Below are 16646 nucleotides of genomic sequence, written 5' to 3'. Positions count from 1 at the left end.
TTAATTTATGAAAATGAAGATTTCCAATTATATAGCAGGCAAGCTGGTGGAGGAGGGAATCAGCCAGGCCTTCATGGTGACAGGGGGAGGAGCCATGCATCTGGATGACGGCCTGGGACATCAGGAGGGGCTTCACTGTATCTATAACCACCATGAGCAGGCGTGCGCCATGGCTGCTGAGGCTTATGCCAGGATTCACAACCGCATTGCGGCGCTCTGCGTCACCACCGGTCCGGGAGGAACCAATGCCATTACCGGCGTGGTGGGGGGATGGCTGGATTCCATTCCCATGCTGGTATTGTCAGGGCAGGTGCGCTATGATACCACGGCCAGGTGGTCCGGGGTGGGCATCCGCGCCATGGGGGACCAGGAGTTTGACATATGTAAAGCCGTTGACTGTATGACAAAGTATTCAGAGATGGTCATTGATCCCATGCGGGTCCGATACTGTCTGGAGAAGGCCCTTTATCTGGCACGGTCCGGGCGTCCGGGTCCCTGCTGGCTGGATATTCCCCTGAATGTCCAGGGCGCATTTGTGGAGACAGAGGAGCTTTCCGGCTTTGACGCGGCTGACTATGAGGCCGGAGGAAACGGCTGGGCCGGAAAGGACGGGGGACATAGGATACCGGAGGACGAGGCAGGAAAGGGAGAACACCGCCAGGTGCTGCCGGAAAAGGTTGACGCTTCCACTGCCTGTACCATTATAGATAAGATAAGGGCGGCAAAGCGTCCTGTCATCAATGCGGGTAACGGCATCCGCATAGCGGGAGCCCATGATGTATTCATGGATGTGGCTGAAAAGCTGGGCGTTCCTGTGATTACGGGCTGGGACAGCGAGGATATCATGTATGATACCCACCCTCTGTACGTGGGCCGCGCAGGCAATATGGGGGACAGGCCGGGGAATTTTGCCGTTCAGAACAGCGACCTGGTGCTCTCCGTGGGAAGCCGTCTGAGCATCCGGCAGGTGGGGTATAACTTTGAGACATGGGCCAGAGAGGCTTATGTGATTGTCAATGATATAGATGAGGAGGAGCTGAAGAAGCCGTCAGTCCGCAGCGACATGCGGGTCCATGCCGATGCAAAGGATCTTCTGGAACAGCTGAACCGGGTTCTGGACCGTATTTTGGCAGAGGAAGAGGGGAGCCTTCCCGAGAGCGTCAGCCGTCCCGGCGGCAGACAGGTATTTGACGGAGGAAAGGGCCTCAGGGATATGACATGGAGCCGGACCTGCGCCATGTGGAAAGAGAAATATCCTGTTATACTGCCCAAGCACTTTGCCCATACGGATGAGGAACCGGCTAATGTGTACGCGTTTATCCATGCTGTCAGCAGCCGCCTGAGAGAGGGGCAGGTGACGGTGGTGGGCAATGGTTCCGCCTGTGTGGTAGGAGGACATGCCTATATTATTAAGAAGGGCCAGCGTTTTATCACCAATTCCGCCATTGCCTCCATGGGATATGATCTGCCGGCAGCAATCGGCGCCTGGACCGCTTCCAGGGATAAGGGCTGCTACAGCCAGGGCGGGGACAGAAGCGGGGATGACCTGATTCTGGTGACCGGGGACGGAAGCATGCAGATGAACCTTCAGGAGCTGCAGACTATTATCCACCACAGAATGGGAATCAAGATATTCGTGATTAACAACGGGGGATACCACTCCATCCGCCAAACCCAGAAGAATTTCTTTGGAGAGCCCCTGATTGGAATTGGCGTGGACAGCGGGGATTTGAGCTTCCCGGCGCTGGATAAGCTGGCGGCGGCCTACGGCTACCCCTATGTGTCGGCCAGACATAACAGCGAACTCGGGGAGGCGGTGGAGAAAACCCTGGCAGCGGAGGGGCCGGTTATCTGTGAGGTATTCGTGTCCATGGACCAGAATTTTGAACCCAAGTCTTCTGCAAAGAGACTGCCCGACGGCACCATGGTGTCGCCGCCCCTGGAGGACCTGTCTCCCTTCCTGCCGGATGAGGAGATGGATGAGAATATGATTATTCCCAGGATAAAGGGATAGATCCTGTCTGTCAATCAGCGGACGGACCTGTCACAGGATATCCGGGATAAGAAGGAGTATATTTTATGCGTGTAATCGTAACAGGAGCTACCAGTTTTATCGGAAGGGCTGTTACAAAAGAACTGCTGGCAGGCGGCCATCATGTATTTGCCGTGGTAAGGCCGGACTCTCCGGGGCTGCCCCAGCTTGAGATGCTTGCGCCGGAAGCGGAGGGAAAATCAGGCAGAAAAGGGGAATGCCTCACCTTTCTGCCCTTTGCCCTGAAGGATATCAGGAAGCTTGAATCATGTCCTGCATTGGTCCCTTCTTCCGCTTTAAAATCCCATTCTGCCCCCAAAGGGATGGCAGAACTGTGGCTTCACCTGGGCTGGGAGGGGGCCGGGAGCGCCAACCGCCAGGACCCTCATGTCCAGGCCCGGAACATCGGGTATGCCCTGGATTCCCTCCACACGGCGGCCCGTCTGGGATGCGCCAGGTTTCTTTTTTGCGGGTCCCAGGCCGAGTACGGCATCGTGGACGGCATTATGGGGGAGGAGATTTTGTGTCATCCTGTCTCTGAATACGGAAAGGACAAGCTGGAGGTATGCCGCAGGGCAGGGGAAGATGCAAAGGCCCTGGGCATTGATTATATCCATGCCAGGATTTTCAGCGTTTACGGTCCCGGAGACCACCCCTGGTCCCTGGTGTCCACCTGCCTGGATACCTTTCTTAAGGGAGGCAGGATGGAGCTTGGGGCCTGTACCCAGCAGTGGAACTTCCTTCATGTGAGGGATGCGGCCAGGGCCCTGACAGGGCTTCTGCTTGCCAAAGTACCGGCCGGCGTGTATAATGTGGCAGGAGAAGACACCCGCACCCTTAAGTCGTTCGTTGAACAGATGCACCGGCTCTGCGGGGAAAAGGGCACCTGCGAATATGGAAAACGGCCGCCCAATGCGGAGGGAGTGGTATCCCTGGTGCCGGATATCAGGAAGCTTAAGGAAGCTGCCGGATTCGCCCAGGAGATTTCGTTTGAGGATGGAATCAGGGAAATGATTGGAATATATAAGGAGAATTGTCTATGAAACGATGCATCGCCTGCGGCGCCCCGCTATGGGAGACGCCGCTGCTTACGTTAGATAATATGCCTGCCTCGGCCCAGCACCTGCCGGATGCCCAGGGGGTAAAGGAGGACCGGGGACTGACCCTGGATTTATGCCAGTGCATGGGCTGCGGACTGGTCCAGTTTGACTGTGAGCCGGTGGACTACTACCGGGATGTGATTCGGGCCGGAGGTTTTTCCAAAACCATGGTGGAGCTGCGCAGATACCAGTATAAGCATCTCATTGACAGCTATCATCTGGAGGGAAAGAAGTTCATCGAAGTGGGATGCGGCCAGGGAGAATTCTTAAAGGTCCTGTCAGAATTTCCGGTGGAGGTCCACGGCATAGAGCATGATCCCCATCTGGTGGAGCTGGCAAGGGCCCAGGGACTGGATGTGACGGAAGGGTTTACGGAGACAGAGGATACGCGGTTTGCGGGTGGACTGTATGACGTATTCCTGTCCTTTAATTTCCTGGAACACCAGCCGGACCCCGGCACCATGCTCCAGGCCATATACCGCAACCTGGAGGACGATGCCATGGGACTCATTACAGTCCCAAGCTTTGAATATATCATGGACCACAACAGCTATTATGAGCTGATACGGGACCATCTGGCCTACTATACCTTTGAGACCCTTACCCCCCTTTTAGAGCGCAACGGTTTCCTGGTGGAGGAGTGCGAGGTCATTAACCGGGACACCCTTTCCGTTATTGTGAAAAAGCGTCCGCAGATGGATACGGAGAACCTGCTGGAGTGTTATGTTAATCTGAAGCGGGAGATGGAGTCCTATATGAAGTATCTGGATGCCTGGGATAAGAAGGTGGCTGTCTGGGGAGCCAGCCACCAGGGCTTTACCCTTGCAGCCACTACCAAGCTGGGGGAAAGGGCAAGGTATATCATAGATTCCGCTCCCTTTAAGCAGGGTAAATTTGCCCCCGCCTCCCATCTGCCCATCGTTGGTCCGGACCATTTTCATGAACATCCGGTGGATGCCATCATAATCACGGCGCCCGGTTATACGGATGAGATAGCGGCCAGCATACGCCAGAAGTTCGGCACATCCGTGGAAATCAGGGCCATGCGTTCCAACCATCTGGAGATGGTTTAGGAGGGATGAGAATATGCGCATAGTAATTACCGGAGCAACCGGTTTTATAGGAAGCAGTCTGGCCAGGGTGTTTCTGGAGCAGGGGGCCCATGTGTACGCCCTGGTGCGTCCGGGCTCCCTCCATCTGGATGCCCTTCCGGTTCATGAGGGGCTGCATACAGTGGCCTGCGACCTGGCCCATGTGCTGGAATGCGTCCCACAGGTGGAACAGGCGGACGGCTTTTTCCATATGGCCTGGGGAGGCGTGAACCGGGAGGAGATAGACTCGCCCGAAGTCCAGGCCCGCAATGTGGCCGGCTCCCTGGACTGTGTGGAGGCGGCGGGACGCCTGGGCTGCCGGGTGTTCATGGACGCGGGGTCCAGAGTGGAATACGGGGCCGTGGACGGAATCATGGAGGAGGATGCGCCCTGCCGTCCCATCAATGAATACGGAAAGGCAAAATGGGAGTTTTACCAAAAGGCAGCGCCCCTTTGCGGCCGTCTGGGCCTTCACTATTACCACCTGAGATTTTTCAGCGTGTACGGCTGGGGGGATCATCCATGGTCCATCATATCCACCCTGGTGCGGGATTTAAGGCAGGATAAGAAGGTCTCCCTGAGCGCGTGCAGGCATATGTGGAATTTTATGTATATTGAGGATGCGGTACAGGCAGTATATGAATTATACAGGCAGGCTGTAATGGAAGGGCAGGATTGGAAAAAGGACGGTTCCGGCGGTCCCGTAAGCGCTATTGTCAACATAGCCAGTCAGGACACCAGGCCCCTTCGATCCTTTGTGGAGGAAATCCATGAAATTGTGGGATTTAAGGGAACGCTGGAGTACGGGACCTTTGTGCAGGCTAAGGAGGGCGCCCTGTCCATCCGGCCTGACATCAACAGACTTAAGAGACTCACAGGCGGCAGGTGGGAGGAACGGTATACCTTCCGCCAAGGCATCGAAGAAACCATAGAGAAAGAAGAAGCATAGAGAGATATGAAGAAAATCAGCGTATTGATTCCCTGTTATAATGAAGCGGAAAATGTAGGCCCTATCAGCAGGGCGGTGACGGAAATCCTGGAAAAAGAGCTGCCACGGTATGACTATGAGCTGGTATTCATTGATAATGATTCCACGGATGGCACCAGGGACATTATCCGGGGCCTGTGTGCGGACAACCCGCGCATCAAGGCCATACTCAATGCCCGGAATTTCGGTCAGTTCAATTCCCCCTATTACGGAATGCTCCAGGTCACGGGAGATTGCGTCATCGAGATGGTGGCGGATTTCCAGGACCCGGTGGAAATGATTCCCAAATATATCCGCGAGTGGGAGAAGGGATATAAAATCGTCATCGGCATCAAGACAAGCAGCAAGGAAAACCGGCTGATGTACTGGCTCAGAAGCTGCTATTACAAGACCATCAAGAAATTGTCGGACGTGGAGCAGATTGAGCATTTTACCGGTTCCGGTCTCTATGACAGGGAGTTCATTGAGGTCTTACGCAAACTGGATGACCCCACGCCTTTCCTCAGGGGAATCGTGGCTGAGCTGGGATACCGCCGCAAGGAGATTCCCTATGAGCAGCCGCGCCGCAGGGCGGGCAAGACCCATAATAACCTCTATCGTCTGTACGATGCCGCCATGCTCAGCGTTACTTCCTATACAAAGGCAGGTCTGCGTCTGGCTACGATTTTCGGCAGCATATGCGCCGTTGTCAGCATGCTCATCGCCCTGGTCTACCTGGTAATGAAGCTGATTTGGTGGGACCGTTTCCCGGCAGGCATGGCGCCCATGCTTATCGGAATGCTGTTTTTGGGGTCGGTACAGCTGTTCTTCATCGGTTTTCTGGGAGAGTATATCATGAGCATTAACCAGCGGGTGATGAAGCGGCCCCTGGTCATTGAGGAAGAGCGTATTAATTTTAACGAGGAAGAGAAAAAGGGCGGTAATGAAGCATGAAATATAAGATAGACGTGGTACGCATCCGGGAGAATTCCATTACCCTTAACGGATGGGCTATAGGTAAATCCCCTGACAGCAGGGCCACCTTCCGGGTGGAGGATGAGAAGCGCCAGCCGGTAAAATTCAAGCATGTAAATACACGCAGGGATGATGTGAGCCAGATATATTTTAAGAAGGTCCTTGACCGGGAATTTGGATTTGACATCCAGTTTCCCTATGAGCGGGGGAAGGATTATTACCTGCTGATCCGCTGCGAGGGACGCCAGGCAAAAATCAAGTATAATGAGGAGCTGATTGCAAAGCGGGCCAGCGTGGCCCACAAGCGTATGGAGAAGCTTAAGGACCTGATGAACATGGAGACAGTCCATGTGGCCATGGACTTTTGGAAGGAACATGGCCTTAAGGCCCTTGTGGTCAAGTCAAAGCACAAGCTGCAGGGAATTGACAATGATTATGATTACAGCGAGTGGTATGAGCTGACCAAACCAACGGAAGAGGAGCTGGCGGAGCAGAGAAAGCATTTATTTGACTTTGAGCCCATGCTGTCCGTTGTGATTCCCGCCTATAAGACCCCGGAGCGCTATCTCAGGGAAATGCTGGACTCTATCATGGAACAGACCTATACAAACTGGGAGATATGCGTTGCGGACGGAAGCCCCAGGGGAGAGGGACTGGAGCGTGTGCTTAAGAAGTACGCGGACCGTGACCGGCGTGTGCGCTATGAGATTCTGGGCAGCAACCGCGGAATCTCAGGCAATACCAATGCAGCCCTGGATATGGCCAGGGGAGACTTTGTCATCCTGGCTGACCATGACGATACACTTCCTCCCAATGCTTTTTATGAGGTGGTGAAGGCAATCAATGAAAATCCGGACTGCCAGGTCATTTATTCCGATGAAGATAAACTGGACATGGATGGAAAGGCTCTGTTCGACCCTCATTTCAAACCTGATTTCAACCCGGATTTGCTGACCAGCGTCAATTATATATGCCATCTGTTCGTCATAAGGCAGGATTTGTTAAAGCAGGTGGGCGGATTCCGCCAGGAATTTGACGGCGCCCAGGATTATGATTTCATTTTCCGGTGTACGGAGGCCGCTAAGAGAGTATACCACATTCCCAAGGTCCTCTATCACTGGCGCTGCCATCAGAATTCCACGGCCAGCAACCCGGAGAGCAAGATGTATGCCTTTGAGGCCGGCTCCAGAGCCATCATGGCCCACTATGAGCGGATGGGAATTCCGGCGGTGAAGGTGGAGAAGGGTGTGGATTACGGCATTTACCATACCACGTTTGAGATACAGGGTGAACCTCTGGTGTCTGTCATCATCCCCAATAAGGACCACAGCCAGGACCTGGATGTGTGCGTGCGGTCCCTGATGGAGAAATCATCGTACCGGAACCTGGAATTCATTGTCGTGGAAAATAACAGTTCCCAGAAGGATACCTTTGCCTACTACGATAAGATGCAGGCGGAGTACAGCAATTTCCGGGTGGTCACCTGGAAGCAGGGCTTCAACTATTCTGCCATCAATAATTATGGAGCTTCCTTTGCAAAGGGTGAATACCTGCTGCTGCTCAACAATGATACGGAGCTGATTGACGGGGACAGTATAAAAGAAATGCTGGGATTCTGTCAGAGGGAGGATGTGGGCATTGCAGGCTCCAGGCTTCTCTATGGGGATGACACCATACAGCATGCCGGAGTGGTCATAGGCTTTGGCGGCATTGCCGGCCATACATTCATCGGCCTTCACAAGGCGGAGAACAGCTATTTCCACAGGGCCATGTGCGCCCAGGACTACAGCGCCGTCACGGCGGCCTGCCTCATGACAAAGAAATCCGTCTTTGACCAGGTGGGCGGTTTGAGCCCGGAGCTGGCAGTGGCCTTTAATGATATTGATTACTGCATGAAAGTACGCGCCCTGGGGAAACTGGTAGTGTATGCGCCTTATTCATGCTTTTACCATTACGAATCCAAGTCCAGAGGGCTGGAGGATACGCCTGAAAAGATAGCCCGTTTTAACCGGGAGGTGGCCATCTTCATACGGAAGTGGCCGGATATCATTCAAAATGGCGACCCCTGCTACAACCCCAACCTGACGCTGCGCAAATCAAATTTTGCGCTCAGGGACCTTCTGAAGGAAAAAATAGGTGAGCCTTATGACCTTAAGGTTTACCAACAGTTTGCGCCGGAGGACGATACGAAAGCACATGAGTGACCATAGAAATGATTATGAAGCGGGACGCGGTAATGAAACAGGACGCGGTAATGAAACAGGACGCAGGGCAGGCAGGCACAGCAAAGTGACCATCGTCATACCGAACTATAACGGTCTTAAATTTATGGAGCCCTGTTTTAAAGCCCTTAATATGCAGATTTGCCGGGATTTTGACATCCTGGTGGTGGACAACGGTTCCACGGACGGAAGTGTGGAGTGGCTGAAGGAGCAGGGGATTCCGGCCATTTTCCTGCCTGAGAACACAGGGTTTTCGGGCGCGGTGAACGTGGGCATTAAGGCGGCGTCAACTCCTTATGTGATTCTGCTCAACAATGACACGGAGCCGGACTTTCACTATGTGGGAGAAATGATCAAGGCCATTGAGCGCTCCCAAAAGATATTTTCCGTCAGCTGCAAGATGATACAGCTCTGCCGAAAGGAGCTGATGGACGATGCCGGGGATATGTACAGCCTTTTGGGGTGGGCATACCAGAGGGGCGTGGGCCGCCCCTGTGCAAAATATAACAGGGCATGCCGCATCTTCTCAGCCTGCGCCGGGGCAGCCATTTACCGCCGTGAGGTGTTTGAAGAGATCGGATACTTTGACGAGATGCATTTTGCGTACCTGGAGGACCTGGACGTGGGTTACAGGGCCAGAATAGCGGGATATGACAACATTTACTGTCCCACGGCCATTGTCTATCATGTGGGAAGCGGCACCAGCGGTTCCAAGTACAATCCCTTCAAGGTAAAGCTGGCTGCCAGAAATAATATTTATCTGAATTATAAGAACATGCCCCTTTTGCAGCTGGCGGTGAACCTGCTTCCCATTCTCCTGGGAATGGGACTTAAGTATATGTTTTTTAAGAAAAAGGGATTTGGAAGGGATTATGCGGCTGGTGTGAGGGAAGGCCTGGCAACCGCTAAAAGGTGCCGGAAGGTGCCTTACAGCAGGGAACGGCTTAAAAATTATCTGGCCATTGAGTGGGAATTGATTACAGGGACCTTTATCTATGTTTATGAGTTTGCCGCAAGGCGGATTGCTAAATTATGAACTTTTTCGAAATTAAGAGAAATGTTATAGAATAATGACGGCTTATCATGTATAATAACAACGATATTTACGGTAAGAAGGGATTCCCTGAGAAACCAAGGTGAAATACAATGATAAAAGATAACCAGAAAAGGCTGAACCGCATGCATGTCCTGCTGGATATACTGGTCACTGTGGTGGCCTACGCTCTGGCATGGTTCATTGTCATCAGCGGAAAGGTGCTGCCCTTAGACGAAGGCGTGCTAAAGCCCCAGGTATATTTTATGGCGCTCATTTTTATCGTGCCCATATACCTGATTCTATATGCCAGTTTCCATCTGTATGTGCCCAAACGGATTCAGGGGCGGCGTTCGGAGCTGGCGAATATCTGCAAGGCCAATGTCATCGGCCTTATGGTCTTTACGTTCGTGCTTTTTGGCCTGCGAAGGTTCGTAAGCCATTTGAGCTATTTCTCCACAAAGATGATTCTGGCATTCTTTGCGGCCAATATCATCCTGCTGGAAGCAGAGCGGATTTCAATACGCATCTTCCTGCGCTCCCTGCGGACCAACGGCTATAATCAGAAGCATGTGCTCCTCATTGGCTACAGCCGGGCGGCCGAAGGGTTCATCGACAGGGTCAGCGTCAATCCGGAATGGGGATACCATGTCCAGGGAATCCTGGACGATCACCGGCCCGCCGGCTTTGCATATAAAAAGGTACAGGTACTGGGACCCACCAATCATCTGGAGGACTTCCTGGCATCCAATACGCTGGACGAAATAGCCATAACCCTGAGCATTAAAGAGTACTCTAATCTGGAACAGATTGTGGCCGCCTGTGAGAAATCAGGCGTGCATACAAAGTTCATACCGGATTATAATAATATAATACCGACGATTCCCTATATGGAAGACCTTCAGGGACTTCCGGTAATCCATATCCGTCATGTGCCCCTTACCGGGGTGTTTAATGCCACCATGAAGCGGATAGTGGACCTTGCCGGCGCTCTGTTTGGTCTGATTGTATTTTCGCCTCTCATGCTGGTCACGGCTCTGCTAATCAAAATCACTTCACCCGGGCCCGTGCTTTTCAGCCAGGAGAGGATAGGGCTGCACAACCGTCCCTTTAAGATGTACAAGTTCCGCTCCATGGAGGTCCAGGACCCAGGCAGGGAACGCAGCCAGTGGACAACGCCCCATGACCCCAGGGTAACGCCTGTGGGACGTTTCATACGCAAGACAAGCATTGACGAGATGCCCCAGTTTTTTAATGTTCTCATAGGCGACATGAGTCTGGTGGGGCCCAGGCCGGAACGGCCGCTGTTTGTGGAAAAATTCAAGGAAGAGATACCGCGGTATATGATTAAGCATCAGGTGCGCCCGGGGCTTACGGGCTGGGCCCAGGTCAACGGCTACCGCGGGGATACATCGATAACCAAGAGGATTGAACATGACCTGTATTACATTGAGAACTGGAGCCTGGGTTTTGACTTTAAGATCATGCTTCTCACTGTTTTCAAGGGATTTATTAATAAAAATGCATATTGATATGCATGACGTTTGCGTTAAGAATGCTCCTGTGCTTTAGCCGTGCCCGGATACAGTCTGCGGGTCAGAGGAGCGGGGCTGCTTATATGTGTTTAGCGCCTGATTTACGTGATGGAATGAGGATGGACGAATGAATCGTGAGTTTGACAATGGATTTGATGAGGAAGAAGAGAGATTAAGAGGCCGCAGCAGAAAGCGCGATCTGGGCGCGGGTGCCGGGGCTGATTCAGATACAATGCCGGGGGCGCGCGCCGGAAGCAGCAGGCGGGGGATAAATGGAGCCGGCCAGGAGGTCCGCGCAGGTTCAGGCGGCGGGGCCAGGCCAAGAACACCGGTTTTTGCTGACAGGGCGCCAGGCAGGGCGGCCTCGGATAGCCTAGGCCAAGGCCCGGCAGCCGGCTCCAGGTCCAGTGCCGGGCCCAGATCCGGTGCCGGTTCCGGCCAGCGTCCCCGCTATGCCGGAGAGGGAGCCGCGGAGCGCGCCCCAGGCATGTCAGGAAAGATCGGAACCCGCAGTGCCTATGCCGGTGAGAAAATGCCGGAACGCCCTGGATATGCGGGCGCAGGCGGCAATAACGGCGCGCGTTCGGGATATACAGGCACGGGCAGCGCGTCCGGAGAAAGGCCGGTATACGCGGCCGGCAAGTCCGTGGACCGTCCCAGATTCACAGGGGACCGGCCTGACGGAAGGCCGGGAATTTCAGGAAGCAGGCCGGGAGAACGGCCCAGGTACACAGGCGAAGGTAAAGGAGCCAGGCCGGCAGCCGGAAATTTGGGCGCTGGCGGCACTGGCGGACGCACATACAGCCGGTCCTATGCAGGGGCGGAAGACCCTGGCGCCGGTAAGGGCAGGGATTCGTCCTTTGGAAGAAACGGGGGCGGAGCAGGCGGCCGCAGGGCGGCCAGGGAAGCGGCGGCAGCGGACCCGGCCGCGGCAGCGGTTAAGCGCCGCCGTAAGATGATAATTGTATTTATCATACTGGAAATCATATTCCTTCTGGGAACAGGGCTCTACAGGTATGCGCAGAACAAGATTAGCCTGATTCAGCCAAGCCAGTTTAAACCGGCCCAGGTGACCAACCCTAATATCCCCCAAGGAAAGGTGGAGGAGATGGAGGGATACTGGACCATTGCCCTTTTTGGCGTGGACAGCCGAAACAATTCGGTTGGAAAAGGCAATAATGCCGATGTTATCATCATATGCAACATTGACCAGGGCAGCGGCGAGATTAAGCTTGTCAGCGTGTTCAGGGATACTTATCTCAGTGTAAGTGATAACGGGCTGTACAATAAGATTAACCAGGCTTATTTCCTGGGAGGTCCTAAACAGGCAGTGGAGGCCCTGAACAGAAATCTGGACCTTCAGATAGATGATTTTGCCACATTTAACTGGAAGGCAGTGGTGGATGCCGTCAATATTCTGGGCGGAGTGGATGTGGAGCTGAGCAAGGCGGAGTTTTACTATATCAATGCCTATATTACCGAGACTGTGGAGGCCACAGGGGTAGGTTCCTATCAGCTGAAACAGGCGGGTCTTAACCATCTGGACGGTGTCCAGGCGGTTGCGTACGCAAGGCTTCGTAAGATGGATACGGACTTTGCCAGGACAGAGCGCCAGCGGGAGATCATTGACCTCTGTTTCCAGAAGCTTAAGAAATCTGATTTTGCGGTGGTGAACAATGTCATGGAGGCAGTGTTTCCCCAGATTCTTTCCAGTGTCACCATTGATGACATTATACCGGCAGCCAAAAATCTGACCAAGTATACCATAGCGGATACCATGGGATTCCCGGCAGCCAGAAGTGACGCCAATATGGGCAAGAAGGGAGCCTGTGTTATTCCGCAGACACTGGAGAGCAATGTAACCCTTCTTCATCAGTTCCTGTTTGGGGATGAAAATTACCAGCCCAGTGACATGGTAAAGAAAATCAGCGCCAAGATATCAGCGGATACGGGCATGTACAATGAGGGCAAGCCAATCGACCATGTGGGAACAGACGGCGGTTATATCCCCAAGCCCACGCAGGCGACCAAGGCCACGGAAGAGACAAAAGAAAATGAGTCTGAGAGCAGCACGTCCGAGACAGATGAGTCTATCATTGACGGCGAAACGGATTTGGAGATTGAGACCGACGAGTTTGGCAATGAAGTGGACCCGCCTGAGGATGATAACGGTATATTCGGACTGCCGGGAGAAAGCAGCGGCTCCGGTACTGTCCATCCCGGAAGGCCGGGGGAGAGCAGCTCAGGCAGCATGTTCCCGGGAGCCGAGACATCAGAGGGCGACCGGACAACCGGGCCGGGCGCAATCACCTATCCGGGCCAGGATCCCGCCAGGGGAACCAGTGCCGCTTATCCCGGAGCCACCAGGGGAACCACGGCTGCGTATCCCGGAAGCCAGGGTACATCCGCGGCCTATCCGGGCAGCACCAAGGGGAGTACGGCAGCTTATCCGGGCGCCTCGTCCGATGAATACGTGCCGGAGGGACCGGGTTCCGTTATCATTGGGCCGGGAAATTAATGTAAGGATTACTCATATAAAAATTGGGAATATAAGGCTGTAAACGTGCCGGCGGGGATTTATCATTTCCTGCCGGCACGTTTTAGCCTTATATAATAAAATGGTCACACATTTATCACAAATCGCTGTTAAACTATGTACAGAATCGGGAGATTACGTGAGAAAGGGGAATTACAATGTACGACAACGACCAGAACTACGGGTGGAAGTCTTATGATAACCAGAGCTATGACAACAGGCAGTATGGCGGGGACCCATATGGGCGCCGTCCCCAGCCGGAGGATATGCCTCCAAAGAAGAAAAAGGGCGGCATTTTAAAAAAGGCGGCCCTGCTCACGGCAGGAGCCCTTCTTTTTGGTACTGTCTCAGGGGCGACCATGGTGGGAGTCAATGTGGCCGCGTCCAGATTCATGGGGAACAGCGCTGCAGCGTCGGCTGAACCGGAAAAGAAGGAAGAGATACCAAAGGCCCGGACAGAAAGCCGGGACAGCGGCCAGGATAACGGTCAGGGCAGCGCCTCCCAGGGAGACGGCGGATACCAGCAGGGCCAGAGGAATAATGGAAAAGCAGTGGCGGATGTGTCCGACATCGTGGAACAGGCCATGCCCACGGTGGTGGCAATCACCAGTACGGCGGTATACCAGAGCAATAATTACGGATACGGCTGGTTCTTCAGGGGCGGCCCCCAGACCTATGAGGTGCCCAGCAGCGGTTCGGGAATCATTATAGGCGAGAACGATAAGGAACTTCTCATCGTGACCAACAACCATGTGGTGGAGGATTCCACCTCCCTGAAGGTGGCCTTTATTGACAGTGAGGTGGTAGACGCGGCCATTAAGGGAACGGACGCAGAGACGGACCTGGCAGTTATAGCAGTGCCTCTGGAGCAGATCAAGGATGACACTAAGAGTAAGATTAAGGTGGCCAGGCTGGGCAACTCCGATGAACTGAAGGTGGGACAGGGCGTCATTGCCATCGGCAATGCGCTGGGTTATGGCCAGTCCGTGACCGTGGGGTATGTAAGCGCACTTAACCGGGAGGTCAGGGTATCAAACACCAGCACCAGGGAGCTTCTGCAGACAGATGCGGCCATCAATCCGGGCAACAGCGGAGGCGCCCTTCTCAATATGAAGGGGGAGGTTATCGGTATCAATGCCGCCAAGTATTCCTCCACCGAAGTGGAGGGAATCGGCTATGCTATTCCCATATCCAAGGCAGAGGACATCATGAACCAGCTCATGAACCGCAAGACCATGAATCCGGTGGAGGAGGCCAGGAGAGGTTATCTGGGCATACAGGGAACCAGCGTAGATGAAGAGTCCGCGGCGGCCTTCGGAATGCCAAGAGGCGTATATGTATACAAGATACTGGAGGAAGGAGCCGCGGCCCAGTCAGACCTGAGGGAAAAGGACATCATCACCAAGGTGGACGGCCAGAGTGTCCGAAACATGACGGATTTACAGGAGCTTCTGGCCTGCTACGAGATGGGGGAGCAGATCGATCTGACGGTACAGACCCAGAAGGACGGGGAATACCAGGAAAGGACAGTTACCATTGCACTGAAAGCCATGCCCCAGGAGAATACGGAAACACAGGCCCAATAACTTAAATTTTACAAAATAATATGAAATGAAAATGCTTCCTCTTGTTTGGGGAAGCATTTTGTTATATACTTTACGTTAAGCGGCGGGACGATGATTCGGCCCGGTACGCCCTTTAACAGAGAGGAGAATTTACTTGGACGAGAAAGAGTATATCCAGGATGTGGAGACATCCGGCCATGGTGAAGATAAAGACAAACAAAAGGAAGAGGACCGCTACGAAAAGGTGTGTTACATGTGCCGGCGGCCCGAGAGTAAGGCCGGCCCCATGATATCCATGCCCGGCGGCATGAATCTCTGCCATGACTGTATGCAGAAGGCATTTGATTCCGTGACAAAGGGAGGCATGGATTTTTCAAAACTCCCCAATATGCCCTACATGAACATGAACCTCAATGATCTGAATATGACACCTCCCGCAGTGGAAATTCCCAAAAAGCAGAAAATCAAGAAAAAAGCCAAGGAACAGCCGGTCCTGACCATGAAGGACATACCGGCGCCCCATGTCATCAAGGCGAAGCTGGATGAATATGTTATCGGTCAGGAAAAAGCCAAGAAGGTGATGGCAGTGGCTGTATATAACCATTATAAAAGGGCATTTCTGGACCATCCCTCTAAAGACGTGGCCGTGGAGGATGCCGGAACAGATAAGAGCATTGTCATTGAAAAGTCCAACATACTGATGATTGGCCCTACGGGAAGCGGCAAGACCTATCTGGTTAAGACCCTGGCCAGACTTCTGGACGTGCCGCTGGCCATTGCCGACGCCACCTCTCTGACAGAGGCGGGGTATATCGGCGACGACATAGAGAGCGTGGTATCCAAGCTTCTTGCTGCTGCGGATAACGATGTGGAGCGGGCTCAGAAGGGAATCATATTCATTGATGAGATTGACAAGATTGCCAAGAAGAAACAGACTAATACCAGAGATGTCAGCGGCGAATCCGTACAGCAGGAGCTTCTCAAGCTGCTGGAGGGAAGCACTGTGGAGGTGCCGGTAGGTTCCAACCAGAAGAACGCCATGACGCCCATGGCTACGGTGAATACGGATAATATCCTGTTCATCTGCGGCGGCGCATTCCCTGATCTGGAGGAGATCATTAAGGAACGCCTGATGAAGAAAACCACCATGGGCTTTGGTTCCATTTTGAAGGATACATATGATAAGGATCCCGATATTCTGGGACAGGTGACCAATGAGGATCTGCGGACCTTTGGGATGATTCCCGAGTTCCTGGGAAGGCTTCCCGTGACAGTGACCCTTCAGGGGCTGACGGAGGACATGATGGTCCGCATCCTGAAGGAGCCGAAGAACGCCATCACCAAGCAGTATGAACGGCTGCTGGAGATGGATGAGGTACGGCTGATTTTTGAGGATGAGGCTCTTAAATGGATTGCCGGTGAAGCCATCAAGAGAGGGACCGGGGCCAGGGCTCTGAGGGCCATTCTGGAGGAATTCATGCTGGATATTATGTATGAGATTCCCAAAGACCCCAATATCGGCTCCGTGGTTGTCACCCGTCCCTATCTGGAAAAGAGCGGCGGACCATTGATACAGATGCGTGGTTGATT

The 16646-nt window shown here is 53.5% G+C and carries 11 protein-coding genes; all 11 read left to right on the top strand.

All coding sequences use genetic code 11. The features are described 5' to 3' along the window. Positions 1-7: 7 nt before the first annotated feature. The 11 genes from LA360_RS15005 to clpX all read left to right on the top strand — a co-directional run bounded on the left by LA360_RS15005 (position 8) and on the right by clpX (position 16644). Positions 8-2014 (top strand): thiamine pyrophosphate-binding protein, encoded by a 2007-nt coding sequence (locus LA360_RS15005; protein WP_022202186.1) that lies wholly within the window; start codon positions 8-10, stop codon positions 2012-2014. Positions 2015-2079: 65 nt separating this feature from the next. Continuing rightward, entirely contained in the window at positions 2080-3075 is a 996-nt protein-coding gene (locus tag LA360_RS15000; RefSeq protein ID WP_022202187.1) for an NAD-dependent epimerase/dehydratase family protein, read from the top strand. Then, positions 3072-4205, top strand: coding sequence for a class I SAM-dependent methyltransferase (locus LA360_RS14995; protein ID WP_022202188.1), 1134 nt, complete (start codon positions 3072-3074; stop codon positions 4203-4205). The genes LA360_RS15000 and LA360_RS14995 overlap by 4 nt, the downstream gene beginning before the upstream one ends. Before the next feature lie 13 nt (positions 4206-4218). Continuing rightward, positions 4219-5172: an NAD-dependent epimerase/dehydratase family protein gene (locus tag LA360_RS14990; RefSeq protein WP_022202189.1), complete on the top strand. Its 954-nt coding sequence runs from the start codon at positions 4219-4221 to the stop codon at positions 5170-5172. Between the two features lie 6 nt (positions 5173-5178). Beyond that, positions 5179-6144: a glycosyltransferase family 2 protein gene (locus LA360_RS14985; RefSeq protein WP_022202190.1), complete on the top strand. Its 966-nt coding sequence runs from the start codon at positions 5179-5181 to the stop codon at positions 6142-6144. Beyond that, entirely contained in the window at positions 6141-8369 is a 2229-nt protein-coding gene (locus LA360_RS14980) for a glycosyltransferase family 2 protein (protein WP_112482127.1), read from the top strand. Before LA360_RS14985 ends, LA360_RS14980 begins: the two co-directional genes overlap by 4 nt. Further along, positions 8362-9423: a glycosyltransferase family 2 protein gene (locus LA360_RS14975; RefSeq protein WP_225537547.1), complete on the top strand. Its 1062-nt coding sequence runs from the start codon at positions 8362-8364 to the stop codon at positions 9421-9423. Before LA360_RS14980 ends, LA360_RS14975 begins: the two co-directional genes overlap by 8 nt. Before the next feature lie 110 nt (positions 9424-9533). Further along, a complete protein-coding gene (locus LA360_RS14970) occupies positions 9534-10952 on the top strand; it encodes an undecaprenyl-phosphate glucose phosphotransferase (protein ID WP_022202193.1) in 1419 nt (472 codons plus the stop codon). A 130-nt stretch (positions 10953-11082) separates the two neighbouring features. Beyond that, positions 11083-13473, top strand: a complete 2391-nt coding sequence (locus LA360_RS14965; protein WP_022202194.1) for an LCP family glycopolymer transferase — start codon at positions 11083-11085, stop codon at positions 13471-13473. A 176-nt stretch (positions 13474-13649) separates the two neighbouring features. Beyond that, positions 13650-15077, top strand: a complete 1428-nt coding sequence (locus LA360_RS14960; RefSeq protein WP_022202195.1) for a S1C family serine protease — start codon at positions 13650-13652, stop codon at positions 15075-15077. A 133-nt stretch (positions 15078-15210) separates the two neighbouring features. Then, positions 15211-16644, top strand: a complete 1434-nt coding sequence (gene clpX, locus LA360_RS14955; RefSeq protein ID WP_022202196.1) for an ATP-dependent Clp protease ATP-binding subunit ClpX — start codon at positions 15211-15213, stop codon at positions 16642-16644. The last annotated feature ends 2 nt before the right edge of the window (positions 16645-16646 follow it).

Origin of the sequence: Enterocloster clostridioformis (genome assembly GCF_020297485.1) — a bacterium.
GTDB classification, from domain to species: domain Bacteria; phylum Bacillota; class Clostridia; order Lachnospirales; family Lachnospiraceae; genus Enterocloster; species Enterocloster clostridioformis.
Note: the sequence above shows the minus strand (reverse complement) of the source record. Positions and strands in the feature narration are given on the sequence as shown.

Coding starts and splice junctions, on each gene's coding strand:
- LA360_RS14960 (WP_022202195.1), top strand. CDS start 13,650: ATGTACGACAACGACCAGAACTACGGGTGGAAGTCTTATGATAACCAG.
- LA360_RS14970 (WP_022202193.1), top strand. CDS start 9,534: ATGATAAAAGATAACCAGAAAAGGCTGAACCGCATGCATGTCCTGCTG.
- LA360_RS14995 (WP_022202188.1), top strand. CDS start 3,072: ATGAAACGATGCATCGCCTGCGGCGCCCCGCTATGGGAGACGCCGCTG.
- LA360_RS14980 (WP_112482127.1), top strand. CDS start 6,141: ATGAAATATAAGATAGACGTGGTACGCATCCGGGAGAATTCCATTACC.
- LA360_RS14975 (WP_225537547.1), top strand. CDS start 8,362: ATGAGTGACCATAGAAATGATTATGAAGCGGGACGCGGTAATGAAACA.
- LA360_RS14965 (WP_022202194.1), top strand. CDS start 11,083: ATGAATCGTGAGTTTGACAATGGATTTGATGAGGAAGAAGAGAGATTA.
- LA360_RS14985 (WP_022202190.1), top strand. CDS start 5,179: ATGAAGAAAATCAGCGTATTGATTCCCTGTTATAATGAAGCGGAAAAT.
- LA360_RS15005 (WP_022202186.1), top strand. CDS start 8: ATGAAAATGAAGATTTCCAATTATATAGCAGGCAAGCTGGTGGAGGAG.
- LA360_RS15000 (WP_022202187.1), top strand. CDS start 2,080: ATGCGTGTAATCGTAACAGGAGCTACCAGTTTTATCGGAAGGGCTGTT.
- LA360_RS14990 (WP_022202189.1), top strand. CDS start 4,219: ATGCGCATAGTAATTACCGGAGCAACCGGTTTTATAGGAAGCAGTCTG.